The organism is Stecheria intestinalis (genome assembly GCF_009696165.1).
Taxonomy (GTDB): Bacteria; Bacillota_I; Bacilli_A; order Erysipelotrichales; family Erysipelotrichaceae; genus Bulleidia; species Bulleidia intestinalis.
The window spans coordinates 53,206-69,118 of the sequence record NZ_VUMN01000008.1 but is presented as its reverse complement, the minus strand read 5'-3'; the positions used below and the strand labels follow the sequence as shown (position 1 = coordinate 69,118).

Sequence of the window (15,913 nt, the reverse complement as noted above, 5' to 3'; positions counted from 1 at the left end):
AAAATATATGTATAAATAAGCTATCTTCATGAATAAATATATTTAAAATACTGGTATTATTAATACTAGAAATATGGAGGCATTTGATCATGACAGAGGCAGAAAATAAGGATCTTGTAGATAAGACAAGCGGTAAAAAGCAGAAAATGCTTTCCATGGCTATGAAGGTAGATGAAGCGACGGCATCGGAATTCCGGAAGATAGCTCGGGAGTCGGGAATGGAGCAGGGGACACTGCTTAATGCAATGATTGAAAACTTCCGGCTGAACGAGAATAAAACGCTCTATAAAGAACATGCTGAAGATATTCAGACGGTTCAGGACCTGATGTCTACCATTCTCTATAAATATGTTGCTCTCCTGGCAGAAAACAAAGTTTCCGAGGAGAAAGCAAAGGCCAAACAAGCCCAGGAGATTGCTGCGCTGAAACAGCAGATTGAAGAGCTATCAGCATCTTCAAAATTATTTGAGAGTGAACATGCGCTTCGCATGGAGCTTGAGAGCAGAGTGGCAGAACAGAGAAACAAATTAGATTCTCTTCAAAATCAGATTCAGCAAATGGCTGCACAGCATACCAACGAAATGGATGCCCTGAGGAATAAATATAATGCTGAGCTGGTTGAGCAATCCAGGAAATACGCTGAAGAATACCAGCGCTTCCTGAACGCGAATACTGTGCGTCAGCAAGGATGAAGAATGCTGACTGAGTGTAAGATTTTTAGCTTTGGAGAGCGCGTTAATAGATTGGCTCAATGAACCATATATCAGAATGATACTTTGGCTGATACTTTAGTATAAGCTCAGGTAGGGAGATTAACTGAATATGATCGGAACAAATAAATGCCCTGTTTGCGGGGAAACATATTTATACGAATACGAGATTTGCCCGGTATGTGGATGGGAGAATGATCCGATACAAATGGATAAGCCTGATCTGGAGGGAGGTGCAAATAGAATGAGTTTGAATCAGGCAATTTCTGCATACAAAAAAGGTGAAAAAATTGAATAAGATAAGAATCAACGAGGATTTAATAGTGATGGCTTCTGAGCCATTAAAAGATTATGAATTCGAAGATATTCAATGCTTAGCTCACAAAACAACCAAAATAGAGACTTTGGTGAACCTTTATGCAGCTGTTTTTAACGAGTTCTTCTGGGTGGAGGATAACGAGTATGATTTTCCAAAGGGAACTCCAGAATACGCTGAAGCATGCAGGATAACTGATCAATGGGGCGCTTTGATGGATGAGCTTGAAGAACGAATAATGCGAATCGCTTCCGATGCAGGCCTGCTTTTGCCTAGAGAACCAAATAGCGGGACTGTAAAGCAAATGGGGCCATTTATGAAAAAGTATGGCTTTGTAAATGAAAATGGCTGGTGGATTAGACATTAAGCGAATAAACAAGCAAAAGTAAATAACAACTATTTTGGACCGGAGAATTCCCATAATGATATTCTCCGGTTTCTTGTTGTTCAGCAATAGTGATTACACCGATGTGGCGAAGCCGGGTTTCCGTTGAAACCAAGGCCAGCTATCTGGAGTCGGATTCAGAGTGATTCCGGTCCATCAAGGCCACTGAACATTACCGAATAACCTTCTTTCTATAATGGCAATGAGGCTGATTGCCTCACTTGTACGAAAGGAGGTTATTTTCATGTCAAAGTACAAGGATATCCTGCGGCTTCTATCAACCACAGGACTCTCGGGAAGACAGATTGCCACTCAGCTTCATGTTGGGAGAGAATCTGTAACTTCTGTCCGAGAAGCAGCGTCATCACTCGATTTGAAGTGGGAGGAGGTGAAGGACAAGAGTGAAGATGAGATCCGCAGAATGCTTTTCCCAAGGGCAAAAATCGAATCTATTCAAGTTAAGCCGGATTTCAAGGAAATGCTCAAAGATTATGATCGTATTCCGGGCATGACCAAGAAAACCCTCTGGGAAGACTATGTCACGGAAGTGCAGGCTTCAGGAGGCATTCCCTATCAGTACTCTCAGTTCTGCGAACTGTTCGCAAGAGAGGCTGCAGTAAACAATGCCACTATGTATAAGCAGCACAAGGCAGGAGAACGCATTGAGTAGACTGGGCCGGGACAAAAGTTCCGATCATAGATCCTGATACCGGGGAAGTGACCTATGGATATATGTTCGTTGCGGTTCTTCCGTACAGTCAGTACGCCTATGCCGAAATACTGCCGGATATGAAGCTGGAGAACTGGATCGGTGCTCATTTGAATATGTATGAGTTCTTCCGCGGAGTTACCCCTATTCTTTTCTGCGACAATCTCAAGACAGGGATTCTTTCTCATCCGGAAATGGGCGACTGGATTGAGAATCCCAGCTACCGTGAAATGGCTGATTACTATGACACTGCAATCCTCGCTGCTCCTGTAAGGACACCAAAAGCCAAAGCATCTGTTGAAGGAACGGTCGGCAAGCTTACTTCAAAAATCATTGCACGCTTATATCAGCAGAAACCAGGAAGCTTTACTGAAGCAGGCAGGCTGTGCCGGGAATATCTGAATCGATTCAATGCCGCAAAGTTTGAGAAGCGTGAAGGATCACGGCTTGAAGAATATATGACAATTGAGAAGCCGCTTCTTCACAGCCTTCCTCGTGAGCCTTATGAGTATGGGATCTGGAAATATGCGACGGTTCAGCTGAACTACCACATCGCAATCGACCGTATGTATTACAGCGTTCCATACCGTTATATTCACCAGAAAGTCCGTGTGCGCATCTCAAAATACAAGATTGATATTTATCTGGGAGATGCCAGAATCGCTTCGCATACACGTTTATATGGTCATCCCGGCCAGTATTCTACGAATCCAGACCACATGCCGGCAAATCATAAACAGGCCCTGGAATGGAATGGTGATCGTTTCCGCCGATGGGCTGAGTCGATCGGTCCTTCTGCATTTGAAGTGATTGATAAGCTTCTGAAATCCTACAAAGCAGAAGAACAGGGATATAACGCCTGCATGTCCATTCTGAAGTTCGCAGACAAATATACCCCTGAGCGGTTAGAGAAGACCTGTGCCAAGGCCTTATCCGTTATCACTGTTCCCCGCTACAAGGATATTAAGTTAATCATCGAGCACTATCAAGAAGAGCCCTCTGCAGAAGCCCTATCCTCTGAAGCTCACGCAATTATCCGCGGAAACGAATACTACGGAGGAAATCACTGATGGATCAGGCAACTCTTGATAAACTCCGGAAGCTTCACCTGAAGTCCATGGCGGCTTCCTATGAAACACAGGATTCCGTTCCCGGGATCATGGATATGACATTTGATGAAAGGCTGTCCTTTCTCGTCGATGCGGAACTGGATTCCAGAGATAACAGAAGGCTGAACCGAAGAATCAAAGAAGCACATTTTCCTGACTCCAATGCGGTGATTGAAGGAATCAAGTATTATCCCGATCGTCATCTCAATCGTACTCAGATCACTTCTCTGGCAACGAATCAATACATTCATAAGCCGAGAAATGTCCTGGTGACCGGTGCCACGTGAGCTGGAAAGACATATATCATATCGGCATTAGGTAACAGAGCCTGCCAGGAAAACTATAAAGTCCTGTATATCCGTATGCCGGAACTCTTCAATGAGATTGAACGTGCTAGGCTCGAAGGAGAATATGACAGACTGCTGAAGAGGTATCACTCAAGAGACCTTCTGATCATTGATGACTGGCTGCTCTATCCGGTCAAAGAGGAACAGTGCGAGCAGATCCTTGAGGTACTGGAAGGAAGGTATCGGCATAGTGCGACAATCGTAGGATCCCAGTACACAGAGGATGGCTGGAGAGAGCGCCTTGGAGCAGGTGCGGTTGCAGAAGCAATCATGGACCGGATTACTGCAAGCGCTGAACGAATCATGATCCTCGGAGACAAGTCAATGCGGACAAGGAACGACTGACAGCCACTCCAGATAAACCACGAAACCCGACTTGAGATTGATCAGGCCGGGTTTTTGCATGCATGGAAAGCGGCCTCGGTATTCCGGAATGGTGGCCTAGGCCATCGGAACGATGAGCCAGAATCAGAGTGGCCTTGACACACCGGAGCGCTGGCCTCAAAGGTCCGGAATGATGGCTCTCAGAACTCCGGAATAATCAGCAATAGAGGATATATATTAGCGCTGCCATCTTGTGCTTGCCGGATGGATTATTGAGCAGTATATGCTTTTGATAGCATAAAATTTAAAATAATATATTATTTATGCTCTCTATAGCCAAAAATTGAATAGATTTAAGAAAAATGCTATTCTTAGCACATGGAGGTACAGAATATGATCCGAAATCACCCTCTCAAGAAACGGGATCTGTATCTTAATAAGCTGATTGCATTTCAGGACACAGAACCGGTAAAGGTCATAACCGGGATAAGACGCTGCGGGAAGTCCAATTTGCTAAAACTCATGGCAGCGCATCTTAGAGAAAGCGGCATTCATGAAGATCAGATTCTGGAGATGAATTTTGAGTCCCATGATTTTTCTGATATGACGAGTGCCGGATTTTATGAATATGTAAAAAAACACTCTCTTCCCGACAGGAGAATGTATTACTTCTTTGATGAAGTCCAGCATGTAGATGGGTGGGAAAATGCTGTAAATTCCTTCCGCGTGGATTTTGACTGTGATATCTATGTAACAGGATCCAATGCTTATATGCTCTCCTCTGAGTATGCTACCTACCTTTCCGGCAGGATGGTTGAAATCAAAATGTTCCCTCTATCATTTGCAGAATTCATCGAGTTTTATGATTTTCAAGTCAAGGAAACGACGAATGCATTCGGAGAGCTAAGAAAAGCGGTTTATGATTCAAACGGCAATCGCTACGAGTTAATGGACATATTCAAGGCCTACCTGACGTTCGGGGGAATGCCTGGAATTCTAGATATCGGACTGAATCAGGAAAAAGCCCTTATTCTTCTCGAAGGCATTTATTCCACTGTTATCATGCGGGACATACTGGAAAGAGAAAAGCGGAAGGATGAAAGGCAAGTCACTGATCCTGAACTTTTGAACAAAGTTGCTTTGTTCCTTGCTGACAACATCGGCAGCCCGATCTCGGTATCCTCGATGGGGAACGTCCTTGTCAACGAAGGGCTACTCGACAGCGGAAAACGCAAAGGCATTCCAAGTGCTCATACAGTTCAAGCCTATGTCAGTGCTTTGAAAAAAGCGTATCTCTTTTACAATATAAAGCGGTTTGACATCAGAGGGAAAGACTTGCTCAGAACCCAGGAGAAATACTATATCGTTGATATTGGCTTGAGAAATTATCTCCTCGGGTTCCGGGATCGCGACATCGGTCACGTGCTCGAGAATGTTGTGTATTTTGAACTGCTGCGGCGTGGATATGATGTTGCTGTCGGAAAGATCGGGAGCAGTGAAATCGACTTCATCGCGAAGAATGCATCCGAGAGGATCTATATCCAGGTAACAGAATCCATGACAAGCGAGGACGTCAGGAACAGAGAGCTTGAACCGCTTAAGAAAATCCGCGACAATTATGAAAAAATCGTGCTCACCCTTAATCCGGGACTGGAAACAACCTACGAGGGAATTCATTCAGTCCAGCTGATTGACTGGCTTCTGTCGGAATGATGTGTCTTGCGTCAGATACGATGGACCATCCGGCGTGAAATATCAATAATATGAATAATGATGGCAGGAACAAATATGACAAGAATCGATGAATTAGTCGGCGAAACTACTGAATACGATAAAAAACTGGAAGTTGAAGTGAAAAAGCCAAAAAGCTGGTGCAAAAGTGTCAGTGCTTTTGCTAACACGCTGGGTGGGCGGCTGTATTTTGGTATCGCTGATGATGGAACAATTTCAGGCCTGGACCATCCAGAAAAGGATGCAGAAGCCATCAGCGAAATCATTAAAACCAGGATCAATCCAATACCTGAATTCAATTTATCCTTTGAAAAAACAGACGATGGGAAGGTAATAATCGTCCTTAGCGTTTTTAAAGGTGAAGAAACACCTTATTACTATTCCGGTGATGGGGTTTTAGAGGCATACATTCGAGTTGGAAACGAAAGTGTAAAAGCCTCGCCAACTGATCTGAAAAGGCTTGTTCTGCGAGGGATTAATTCATCTTATGATTCCCGTATTACACAATATAGTTCGAATGATTATTCTTTTTCGAAGCTCCGGGAGCGCTATAAGGTCTGGACCGGCCAAAGTATGCCGGAAAGCGCTCTTGAGTCATGGAACTTAAAAACCGAAAGTGGAAAATTAACCATGGCAGGAGCTCTATTGGCTGACGAATCTCCAATCAGATATTCTAGAGTTTTTTGCACGAGATGGAACGGGCTTACGAAAAGCGGGGGAGTAGTAGATGCCCTGGATCATCAAGAATATTCCGGGAGTCTTATCTCTCTTTTAAACAATGCTGAAAACTTCATTAAACTGAATTCAAAAACAATCTGGAAGAAAACTGAGGATTCCAGACTGGAGTTTCCGGATTATGTACACCGCAGCTATTTCGAAGTACTGGTAAATGCTTTAGTACATCGCGACTATCTGGATTTTGGAAGTGAAGTGCACGTAGATATTTTTGATGACAGGTTGGAGATTTATTCTCCTGGAGGCATGTTTGACGGATCGCGCATCCAGGACAGAAATCTTCGCAGAGTCCCGTCCAGGAGAAGAAACCCTATATTGGCTGATGTCTTTAACCGTCTTGGTTATATGGAAAGATCCGGCAGCGGATTCAGCAAGATACTGGACGGATATGAGAAAGCTCCTAATTTCAATATGCGGAAAGAACCGGAATTCTATTCTGAAAACTCCATGTTTCTTGTCACGCTCCCAAACTTAAACTATGGGAGCAAATCACCGTCAGATCCGGCAGAAACACCGTCAGATCCGGCAAAAACACCGTCAGATCTTGCAGAATCACCGTCAGATCCGGCAAAAACGCCGTCAGATCTTGCAAAAACACCGTCAGATCCGGCAGAAACGCCGTCAGATCTTGCAAAAACACCGTCAGATCCGGTGGGAAACCCGTCAGAATTTTCTGATGCTGCTCTAAGCCTTTCAGAGAAAGGGAAAGAAATACTTCAGAAAATGGAGATAGGTAGAGAATATAGTGCAGATGAGATTGCGGATATCATTGATTTAAAAGGATCACGAACAAGGGAATTATTACGAGAGCTGAGGAGAAAGGATTTGATTCGCTCAACTGGTACAGCAAGATATACAAGATATGTCAAAACCGGAAAGAAGAAAATTTCCAGCTGACACTACTGCTCCTCAAGCACGTTGTCTGAAAATTCCTCAAACCCGTCCAGCGTCGTGCTATCATGAAGTCGATAAAGACACACTTTTGCAGTCCTGCAGAGCAGGGCATCTGATCGAAGTTCCGCATCACACAGCAATCCGTGATCGCGTGATCTGATCGCTCCAGATGGAGCTGAACTTCAGGATGTTCCGTTCATGCAGCATGGGACTCGCAGAAAGCGTGTCTTTTTTTGTGCCTTGGATGGCAGAGAGGAGACAGCAATATGACTAACGCAAAGGGAACCACGAGTTTCGCCGCAGATCTCAGGGGGATCGGCGCATTTCTGAAGGATGAGTACGGCCGCTTTCTGGACCGCATGACGCCTCCAGACACATCGGACTGTACGTTCATGCAGGCGGATGCCCCGCTGAGCCGTGATGAGGAAGCAGCCATGAAAATGGCGCAGGCTTGGGGCAGCGTGCATGATCCCGACGCCGTGGCAGTGGAAGGAAAGCTCTCCGCGGAAACGGCAGAGGATGGCGAGGGCTACACGAAGTATTCCTTCACCTATGTGATCTCGGATGACTTCGGTACCGTGACAATCTTCACCCGGCATCTCGTGGAGTATGTGTCCGTCGACGGTGAGAACGGAGGCTTCTGAACATGGCTGAGAACATCATCCAGGCATCCGACCGCTCGGTTTCCGAGGTGATTGAGGAATGCCTGTCGTCTGCCACAGCCCTCGGCATGGATCTGTCTTACAGTCCTTCCGTTCTTCTGGAGGACATCAGCACACTGTCCATTGATGAATGGCGTGAGAAGCGCAGAGAGATGATCGGCGGTTCCGATGCAGGAACCGTGATGGGAGTCAGCTCGCGTTCTCTCACCCGTCTGGTTCTTGAAAAGCAAGGAAAGTGGAACGCACCGCCGGCAGATCGGAAGCTCCAGTTCATCTTCGACTGGGGGCATGCGGCAGAAACCGTATCCGCACGCCACTTCGGCAGGGTGACCGGGTTTGAGGTCTTCCGGGATAACCGGATGTTTGCTCACCCGCAGCATCCCTGGATGGGCGGGGACGTGGATGCCTTCTGCATCGATGCGGAAGGCTATCAGTGCGGCATCGAGCTCAAGACAGCAAATCCCATGTTTCTGAGCCGCTGGCATTCCGGCGTGTACGGCGCAGATGCCACAGTCTACCGGCAGGAATATATCTGGCAGATCCGCCACTACATGGCAGTCACGAATCTGTTCCGCTGGTATCTCGTCATCATGTTCGACAACAATGCTGACAATGTGGTGATCATCCGCGTCGATCGTGACATGCAGGCAGAGAAAGAGCTGATCAGTGCAGAAGAAAACGTCTGGAAAAACTATGTTCTGACCGGGGCTGTCCCGAAAGAATCGACCTTTGAGAAGGATGAATATCAGCAGCTGAGGGACGGCCTCGGGCTTCCGGAAGCAGATAAAACTGCAGAACGTAAGCTGCTCGATGAGGCAGATCTGAAATCTCTCGAGGAATTCATCCGCCTTTCCGATCAGAAGTCAGATCTCGAAAAGCAGAAGAAAGAGATCGAGGAGCGACAGAACGCGTTAAGACTGCATCTGGAAGAAGAGCTTGGGGAAGCAGTGGAAGGCTATCTTCCTTCAAAGACAGAACCGCAGAAGGAATATGTGGTCTCCAATCCGCTTGTTACAAGAGAAGGGGCGGATCTGAGCAGGCTGAAGACGCTGCACCCGGAGATCTTCCAGGAGGTCAGGACCGCTTCAGACTCCAGGCGCTTTTCAGTAAAGCTCAAGGCCGTAAAGAGGAAGAAGTCATGACAGCAAACGAATCCGCATCGGTGGAAGGAAGGTTCTACCGCCGTAGGAATCAGGAAGGCAGTGACTTCTTCGTGAACCTGGTAACCTGTCCGAACGGGAAAGAACTTCCTCCGGCAGTTCAGAACCAGGGAAAGTTTGCACATGGCTTTCTGTTTACCGTGACCGGATACAATCTTCCGACTGTAAAGGAACTGAAGTACCGCTATTACGGTTCCTGGGTCATGAGTCCGAAATACGGAATGCAGTTTGAAGCGGCGTCCTGTCAGGAGGTGCCTCCGGATACACGATCCGGGATTGCAAATTATCTTGCGTCCTCCCGGTTCCACGGAATCGGGAAGGCATCTGCACGGGCAATCGTGGATCGATTCGGTCCGTATACGCTGGAGGTGATCCGCAATTCTCCAGAGCAGCTGCTTGAGGTAAGAGGCATCACCCGCACAAGGCTCGCAGCTTTGCTTGCAGGGTTCCGTGAAGCAGAATCCTATGGAGAGCTTGCTGCATTTCTTGGATCCTTCAATATTCGGAGCGATCGCATTGCACGGATCTATGAATGCTGGGGACCTTCGGCAAAGGAGCGGATCCAGGAGAATCCTTATGCCCTTACAGAAATCAGCGGAATCAGCTTTGCAGCGGCAGATCTGATTGCCCGCGCGCTGAAGTTTCCTCTGAATTCTCCAGAACGTATCCGTGCAGGGATCCTTGCGGTTCTTGAACAGGATACCGCCGAAGGAAACCTCTGGATGGATATCCGGGATCTGAAGGAACGCGTGCTGACCATGCTCAATGAACCCTTCGGCAGCGACTGCGTTAATAAAGCAGAGGCAGAGAAAGGATTGGCGTCTGCAGAAGAAGCGCGTGAAATTGTATTGCGTGGCGGATGTGCAGTTTTCCGAGAAGAGAATGATGCGGCAGAGCATCTGACGGCAGAGAAGCTGCTCGACCTGCTTGCAGTACCGCCTGAAGCTTCAGAAGAGATCTATGCACATGCACTGGATCAGATTCTGAGCGCACCAGGTGCACGTCAGCTTGCCAAAGGGCAGAAGAAAGGAGTGATGAACAGCCTGACGCACAGGATCTCGATTCTGACCGGCGGACCGGGGACAGGAAAGACCACGGTTCTTTCTGCGATCATCCAGGTCTATCAGAATGTAACGCACGGGCAGGTCACACTGCTTGCGCCGACTGGCAAAGCGGCAAGGCGCATGAGCGAGCAGACCGGAATTCCAGCAAGCACAATCCATTCCGCAATTCATCTCTATGCCAGCGACCAGAAACCCGGAGAATGCGTCACGCTTCCCGAAGGCCTGATCATCGTGGATGAGATGTCCATGGTCGATCAGTTCGTGATGGCAAAGATGATGGCATGCATCCGGAACGTCCGCGAAAGCCATCTTGTGCTGGTCGGCGATGCGGATCAGCTGCCTTCGGTGGCCGCAGGGGATGTTCTGTCTGAGTGCATTGCCTCAGGCGTGATTCCCACCGTGAAGCTCACGGAAGTGTTCCGCCAGGGCAGGGATGCGGAGATCATCCGCGACAATGCCGCGCGAATCAATGAAGGAAACACGGAGCTCTATGTGAATGACCGGTTCGAGTTCATCCCAGCCTCTGATGAGGAAGCAGCGGTGCATGCGATCCAGGAAGTATACCGGAAAGAGCTTGAGCGCTGGGGACCTGGAAATGCGGTTGTGCTCTGCCCGAGAAGGTCGAAGTGCACCGTGTCTGTGGATCTCCTGAATCCGAAGCTGCAGGACATCGTGAACCCGAGGGTGAGCGGTGAACCGGTGGTGACGATCAGCGGAACGGAGTTCCGGATCCGCGACCGCGTGGTGCAGATGAAAAACACTGCTCAGGCAAGCAACGGAGACATCGGCGTGCTGACAGACATCCGCTTTGAGAAGAATGCGGACGGAGAAAACGAAACGGTGTTCACGATCCGCTGGGAGAATGGCGCTGAGACGGAATACATGCGTGAAGACATGATAAGCGTGGAGCTTGCATATGCGCTGACGATCCACAAGTCGCAGGGTGCAGAAGCGCCGAGCGTGATCATTCCGGTGCTGAACAGCCAGCGTTACATGCTGCATCGGAACCTGCTGTACACCGGTGTGACGCGAGCATCGCAGAAAGTGACGCTGATCGGAGAAAGAGATGCGATTGATGTATGCATACAGAATTCTGAAAAGGGCAGAAGAACCACTCTGCTCAGTGAACGGCTAAAATTCCAGTATCAGAAGATTACCTGCAGGTCATAGAACGCTGGCATGACTTACAGCAATCTTCAGAATCATGAAAGGCGGAAATGGGACGTTGGATATCCTGTTTCTGCCTTTTTTCGTATTGATAGATTATTCAGCTATTGCACAGCTTCCTTTTTACTCGGAAAGCACGCTTTTGTATCGCTTAGCGTCATACAATGCGATACTATTTTGGCAGAAAGGCGGTAATATTATGGCTATTAAGAGTGCGAATGTTACAGCGAGAGAAGAGCCTGAAATTAAAGATAAGGTAGCGATCCGGCTTCTCAGAGCGTCAGAAATGGCACAAGAAAAAACGGTCTCAGTTTCAGCATTTCCGCATTGCCGATATCTTTCTGTGATATCAGATATCGATCTGCAATAAAATGTGAATATTTCTTACAAAAAGCATCAATTGAAGAATGATTTTTTATACTGGCAGATTTTACTTCAAACGGGATTATTTTAATCCCCGCGGAAAGAAGAAAATCGATTTCGTAATATCCACGTCCTTTCTCTTTTTTCCATGTATAGTAATAAAGATCGTAGCCGCGTGCCGTAAGCATCTGAGCCATAACATTTTCATACAGATAGCCTAGATCAGTATCTATTTTGTCACTCAGCAATTTAATATAAATATCACTGCTTACGCCATGGCCTCCATCAAAAAGAAGCGTTGTAAACAAACCAGTGTCTGAAAGATAAAGTTTAAAAAAATCCTGATCCTTTGATAAAGTGAGAGATTCACCAGGGTTATCCGCATGCCAGCACGGAAGAACTGTTTTAGAATCAATCAGGTCAAATATTCTTTCCGAATCTCTATTTGTCTTCTGTTTTCCTGTAGCAGATGTAATTACAAAACGCTTTTTCTTTAAAGCCAGCTGAGAAGGAATACTTCTATACATCGCAGACATCCTGCCTGACGGGTCAATTTTCTTGATGTCATCTTCGTACAGACGAATAATTTCTCTCTTTACCCTGTCAACAACTTCCATATTTTTGGCATTTAAATATGCTTCGACAGCCTGCGGCATTCCGCCTACAGCCATATATACATGGAAATCCCGCATCAGTTTTCGATTGGTACTATCACCAATTGGCTTTTTCATTCCTGCCATTTGTTTCAGAACATCTGCAGTTCTTCCTTCGGCCCACATAAATTCTTCATAGTCCATCGGATAAACATTGATCTTCATCTCTTCTGAAGGAAGAAGGATATCTTTCACATTCTTTCGGATTGAAATCAAAGAGCCAGTTTCGATGTAATCATATCTTCCATCTTTAACAAGATGCTTGATCGCCTGACGTGCTTTGGGATAGAGCTGGACTTCGTCAAAGATAATAACAGAGTTTCTTTCGATAAGAGTGACATGTGTAACGGCCTGAAGACGTATAAAAAACATATCCAGGTCATTTAGGTCAGAAAAAACATCCATTAATTCGCTGCTGGCAGTTGAAAAATCCACAAGAGTATACGACTGATACTCCTTCTTCGCAAACTCTTCTGCAATTGTAGTTTTCCCCACACGACGCGCACCTTCCAGAAGCACAGCATATTGTCCATGCCATGTATTTTTCCATTCCAGCAGCTGATCATATACTTTCCTTTTAAACTTCATCTGCCCACTCCTTCAGAAATCTTTTCATCTACCTACAGAATAATAGAAAAGTATAGCTTTTCCAATATAAAAAAGGATAAAATTACCGTTTTTACCACTTAAAAAATTATAAAAAATACAGCTATTACAGCCTCATAAATTATGAAAAATATAAATTTTGCATAGTTAAATTCAGCCAAAAGTAATGATTTTACACATTTCAGAACTGCAGAAAGTATAGTTTTTGCACGGTAAGTGCCCTTTTCATTGCCATGATACGACAATACTGACCGCACATACCGCCAGCATCAGCGCCATTACAGTATTCACAGCCTTCTGATTTTTCTGGAAAAGACGTTCCAGCGCAGACCCGGAAAACAGCCAGACAAGATTGGCAATCGGCCCGGTAAACGGCAGAATCATTGCAATAGCCAGAAGCTTCCAATAGCTCTCTGCATAAGGAAGCACATAAGTCGTCAATGCCGTAACACAGTAAATCATCAATTCCCGAACGCTTCATTCACTGCCATTCTCAGAAATCAGCACAATATGAGACTGGTAAAGAAGCTTGCTGAGATAAGCGGATTAGACTTGCTGTTTTTCCGGATTCTTGATGCTGAAAAAGCGGATACCAAAGAGTAACCAGTACGAGGAGAAGCAGATGACCATCTATTACTATGATGCGACCAGAGAACACAGCGGTCTCTCCAGAATCATAGGAGATGACTATTCAGGGGTGAGTGAACCTCCCCGCATAAGTCCTAACGGACTATAAACGGGGCTTCCAAGGGCTTGTGTGCCCTCAGACTTCCGTCTGCTAAACGATTCGGTGACAGCACAGCACACAAGCCGAAACTTATGTCCCCATCTGCACTAACGTTTCTCAGACTTATGTCAGGATCGTCAGACTGCTGCGGGAAGAGGAGAGCACATAGCCCTGTTGATCTTCCACAGGTCAGCTAACGTCCTTTGGGTTCCACTCCCGATCTCAGAGACTTTGGTCATAAGATCGGGTGATTCCATAAACAGCCTGCGGATCATGAACAAGGTGGGGAGGTTCACATCAGTTTTTATGCTGTTTTCTCGGTTATATACTAATAACTGCTCATTAAAATTTTGCGGATTTCCGCATTTTTTTGCTGTAGTCCATAATTTTTAAACTTTGAGTAACTAAGGTTATGGACAAGCGGAACGAAGGAAGTTGGGACCTGCGCAGTATGCAGTGATCCTGGTAGACACGGGAGATTCGCCGCCATAGAAGCGATGGGAGAACAAGTGCTGTTTATTGAAGAAATAAGACGTTCTTGTTTTCAACGAACCCGCTCTTCTATGATTTCGCATTCAATGCAGGAAATGATCGATCCATAACTAAGGCAAGTACTTTAAGGTACATTCAAAAAAGCTTTATTTCAAGCCAAAATGGTCTTGACTTAATAGGGAGGTATTTTCGGTTCTTCGATGTCTGATTCCACACGAGCAATGGTCACTGAAGAAGCCCATGAGATTCTTGTCGTGATTTACTGCTTTGAAAACGGAATCGATCTGGAGAAGCTGCTTGCTGATTTAAAGGAGGCATTTGAGAAGTATGCTTCTGTATCTCAGGCAGAAAGATGGATAGTTTGACACTCCCTAATTGAAGCTTGTGGGAGTGTAAATGATATAAGCCAATTTATTCATCTTCTCCTAAAGCTCTCTAGGAGATCAATGGAAATCCTCGAAAGTAAGCACTCTTGTGCGTATAAAATCTAATGCCTGAAATCTCGCTTATTTTTCCTTGGCCATGCTATCATTAACTCGATAAAGACATACTTTGAAGCCCTGCATTGCAGGTCATTCCATTGAAGTTCCGCACGCAACCATTTCTCTGCGTGTGTGATCAGAACGCCGTGAATCGGCTGAACTTCTGCGGAATGCTTACGCATAAGCAGCGGGCAGATGGGTATGTCTTTTTTGATGCCTGAATGGCTGAGAGGAGGACAAATCATGACATCAATCGAACACAGACAGCATGTTTTTGAAGGTGAGGTGCGGAATGATGGGATCCGCCCGATCGTTACCGCGAAGTATCAGACGAGCCGCGCAAAGGCAGTCGAGATGATTGAATCCGGAAAATTCGGTCTGGAGGACACGGATTTCTGGATCCTGCAGAACCGATCGAAAAGCGGAGCCGTGGTCTTCAGCGGTCTGATCATCTCCCACAGCGGATGCCTGAAGATCAATGACCATCTTCCGAAAGAGAGCCGCGTGAAGTGCTCCGGTTTCCAGAGATCCATCGTGGAGTCGAAGACTTTCGGTGAGATGATCGTCTACGATTACATGGATGACGAGATCTGCGAAGTCGGAGAAGTTTCCGCTGCAAACTGCAGGAACGCCTACCCTCTGAGCATGGCGTACAAGAGATGCTTTGACCGCGTGGTGCTGAAGAAGTCGAGGCTTGGCTACAGCGGGGTGTATTCCGAAGCAGAAGCGGATGACTTCCGCGAGCCGATCCAGGCTGCACCGCGGCAGACGGCAAGGCTGTCTCAGGCAGCTTCTCCACGTGCAAAAGCTCCTGCAGCAGAGAGTCAGCTGCAGGCACCATCAGCACAGCTTTCTGTTCCGCCAGCAGAGAGACATGCATCGGCTGCTCCATCGCGGAGTACACCCGCTGCAGCCCAGAGTGCATCGAGGCGCCAGACAGTGGCTCCGGTAACCAATGCGGCTGACCAGGTGGGACTTCCCGTCAGAAACAGCGCTCAGCCTTCCGGCATGAATCTCCGCCAGGCGATGAGCTGGAAAATCACTTATGGGAAACTCGCAGGGAAGACCATGGGAGAGATTCTCGGCTATGAAGAAGGCCTTGGAACGGTGTTCCTGCAGTGCTTTGTGAACAATGCCGGCCACTCGGAGGAAGCCGAGGCGGCAAGAATCATGATGGGCGCTCTTGAGCGGAAGGAGCTGCAGTTCATCGGAACCCAGAGCTGAATCGAGAGCTCATTTCCGCACCAATGAAATTTGACAGCGCAGGGGGAGTCAGA

General features: G+C 46.7%; 14 protein-coding genes and 1 pseudogene. 13 read left to right on the top strand and 2 right to left on the bottom strand.

The annotated features are described in order from the left end of the window. Positions 1-89: 89 nt before the first annotated feature. From FYJ51_RS04940 to recD2, 11 genes and pseudogenes are all read left to right on the top strand, one after another. Positions 90-692 (top strand): hypothetical protein, encoded by a 603-nt coding sequence (locus FYJ51_RS04940; RefSeq protein ID WP_105305055.1) that lies wholly within the window; start codon positions 90-92, stop codon positions 690-692. A 130-nt stretch (positions 693-822) separates the two neighbouring features. Then, on the top strand, positions 823-1,008 hold the full coding sequence (locus FYJ51_RS04935) for a CPCC family cysteine-rich protein (protein ID WP_154503924.1): 186 nt from the start codon (positions 823-825) through the stop codon (positions 1,006-1,008). Then, the gene (locus FYJ51_RS04930; protein ID WP_154503922.1) at positions 1,001-1,393 is read left to right on the top strand and encodes a hypothetical protein; all 393 of its coding nucleotides are present in this window, start codon (positions 1,001-1,003) and stop codon (positions 1,391-1,393) included. Before FYJ51_RS04935 ends, FYJ51_RS04930 begins: the two co-directional genes overlap by 8 nt. A 262-nt stretch (positions 1,394-1,655) precedes the next feature. Next, a complete protein-coding gene (locus tag FYJ51_RS04925) occupies positions 1,656-2,081 on the top strand; it encodes a hypothetical protein (RefSeq protein WP_154503920.1) in 426 nt (141 codons plus the stop codon). A gap of 47 nt (positions 2,082-2,128) precedes the next feature. Beyond that, the gene (locus FYJ51_RS04920; protein WP_154503918.1) at positions 2,129-3,190 is read left to right on the top strand and encodes a Mu transposase domain-containing protein; all 1,062 of its coding nucleotides are present in this window, start codon (positions 2,129-2,131) and stop codon (positions 3,188-3,190) included. After that, positions 3,190-3,921, top strand: a pseudogene (istB, locus tag FYJ51_RS13715) (IS21-like element helper ATPase IstB). Before FYJ51_RS04920 ends, istB begins: the two are co-directional and overlap by 1 nt. A gap of 372 nt (positions 3,922-4,293) precedes the next feature. Continuing rightward, positions 4,294-5,613 (top strand): ATP-binding protein, encoded by a 1,320-nt coding sequence (locus tag FYJ51_RS04905; RefSeq protein WP_105305091.1) that lies wholly within the window; start codon positions 4,294-4,296, stop codon positions 5,611-5,613. Positions 5,614-5,688: 75 nt separating this feature from the next. Next, positions 5,689-7,263 (top strand): ATP-binding protein, encoded by a 1,575-nt coding sequence (locus tag FYJ51_RS04900; protein ID WP_154503912.1) that lies wholly within the window; start codon positions 5,689-5,691, stop codon positions 7,261-7,263. Between the two features lie 263 nt (positions 7,264-7,526). Further along, positions 7,527-7,904, top strand: a complete 378-nt coding sequence (locus tag FYJ51_RS04895) for a hypothetical protein (protein ID WP_154503910.1) — start codon at positions 7,527-7,529, stop codon at positions 7,902-7,904. Between the two features lie 2 nt (positions 7,905-7,906). Continuing rightward, positions 7,907-9,064, top strand: a complete 1,158-nt coding sequence (locus FYJ51_RS04890; RefSeq protein ID WP_154503908.1) for a YqaJ viral recombinase family nuclease — start codon at positions 7,907-7,909, stop codon at positions 9,062-9,064. Further along, a complete protein-coding gene (gene recD2 / locus FYJ51_RS04885; protein ID WP_154503906.1) occupies positions 9,061-11,316 on the top strand; it encodes an SF1B family DNA helicase RecD2 in 2,256 nt (751 codons plus the stop codon). The genes FYJ51_RS04890 and recD2 overlap by 4 nt, the downstream gene beginning before the upstream one ends. Positions 11,317-11,585: 269 nt before the next feature. Here recD2 and FYJ51_RS04880 read toward each other — a convergent pair whose 3' ends face one another. Together FYJ51_RS04880 and FYJ51_RS04875 are read right to left on the bottom strand one after the other, a co-directional pair. Then, entirely contained in the window at positions 11,586-12,917 is a 1,332-nt protein-coding gene (locus FYJ51_RS04880; protein ID WP_154503904.1) for an ATP-binding protein, read from the bottom strand. 243 nt (positions 12,918-13,160) lie between these two features. Continuing rightward, positions 13,161-13,397 (bottom strand): LysE family translocator, encoded by a 237-nt coding sequence (locus tag FYJ51_RS04875; RefSeq protein WP_154503902.1) that lies wholly within the window; start codon positions 13,395-13,397, stop codon positions 13,161-13,163. 957 nt (positions 13,398-14,354) lie between these two features. On the opposite strand from FYJ51_RS04875, the gene FYJ51_RS04870 reads away from it, so the two are divergent. After that, entirely contained in the window at positions 14,355-14,519 is a 165-nt protein-coding gene (locus FYJ51_RS04870) for a hypothetical protein (protein ID WP_154503901.1), read from the top strand. Positions 14,520-14,879: 360 nt separating this feature from the next. Beyond that, the gene (locus FYJ51_RS04865) at positions 14,880-15,860 is read left to right on the top strand and encodes a hypothetical protein (protein ID WP_154503899.1); all 981 of its coding nucleotides are present in this window, start codon (positions 14,880-14,882) and stop codon (positions 15,858-15,860) included. Positions 15,861-15,913 lie beyond the last annotated feature (53 nt).

Coding starts and splice junctions, on each gene's coding strand:
- FYJ51_RS04925 (WP_154503920.1), top strand. CDS start 1,656: ATGTCAAAGTACAAGGATATCCTGCGGCTTCTATCAACCACAGGACTC.
- FYJ51_RS04890 (WP_154503908.1), top strand. CDS start 7,907: ATGGCTGAGAACATCATCCAGGCATCCGACCGCTCGGTTTCCGAGGTG.
- FYJ51_RS04905 (WP_105305091.1), top strand. CDS start 4,294: ATGATCCGAAATCACCCTCTCAAGAAACGGGATCTGTATCTTAATAAG.
- FYJ51_RS04870 (WP_154503901.1), top strand. CDS start 14,355: ATGTCTGATTCCACACGAGCAATGGTCACTGAAGAAGCCCATGAGATT.
- FYJ51_RS04880 (WP_154503904.1), bottom strand. CDS start 12,917: ATGAAGTTTAAAAGGAAAGTATATGATCAGCTGCTGGAATGGAAAAAT.
- FYJ51_RS04935 (WP_154503924.1), top strand. CDS start 823: ATGATCGGAACAAATAAATGCCCTGTTTGCGGGGAAACATATTTATAC.
- FYJ51_RS04900 (WP_154503912.1), top strand. CDS start 5,689: ATGACAAGAATCGATGAATTAGTCGGCGAAACTACTGAATACGATAAA.
- FYJ51_RS04875 (WP_154503902.1), bottom strand. CDS start 13,397: ATGATTTACTGTGTTACGGCATTGACGACTTATGTGCTTCCTTATGCA.
- FYJ51_RS04895 (WP_154503910.1), top strand. CDS start 7,527: ATGACTAACGCAAAGGGAACCACGAGTTTCGCCGCAGATCTCAGGGGG.
- FYJ51_RS04865 (WP_154503899.1), top strand. CDS start 14,880: ATGACATCAATCGAACACAGACAGCATGTTTTTGAAGGTGAGGTGCGG.
- recD2 (WP_154503906.1), top strand. CDS start 9,061: ATGACAGCAAACGAATCCGCATCGGTGGAAGGAAGGTTCTACCGCCGT.
- FYJ51_RS04940 (WP_105305055.1), top strand. CDS start 90: ATGACAGAGGCAGAAAATAAGGATCTTGTAGATAAGACAAGCGGTAAA.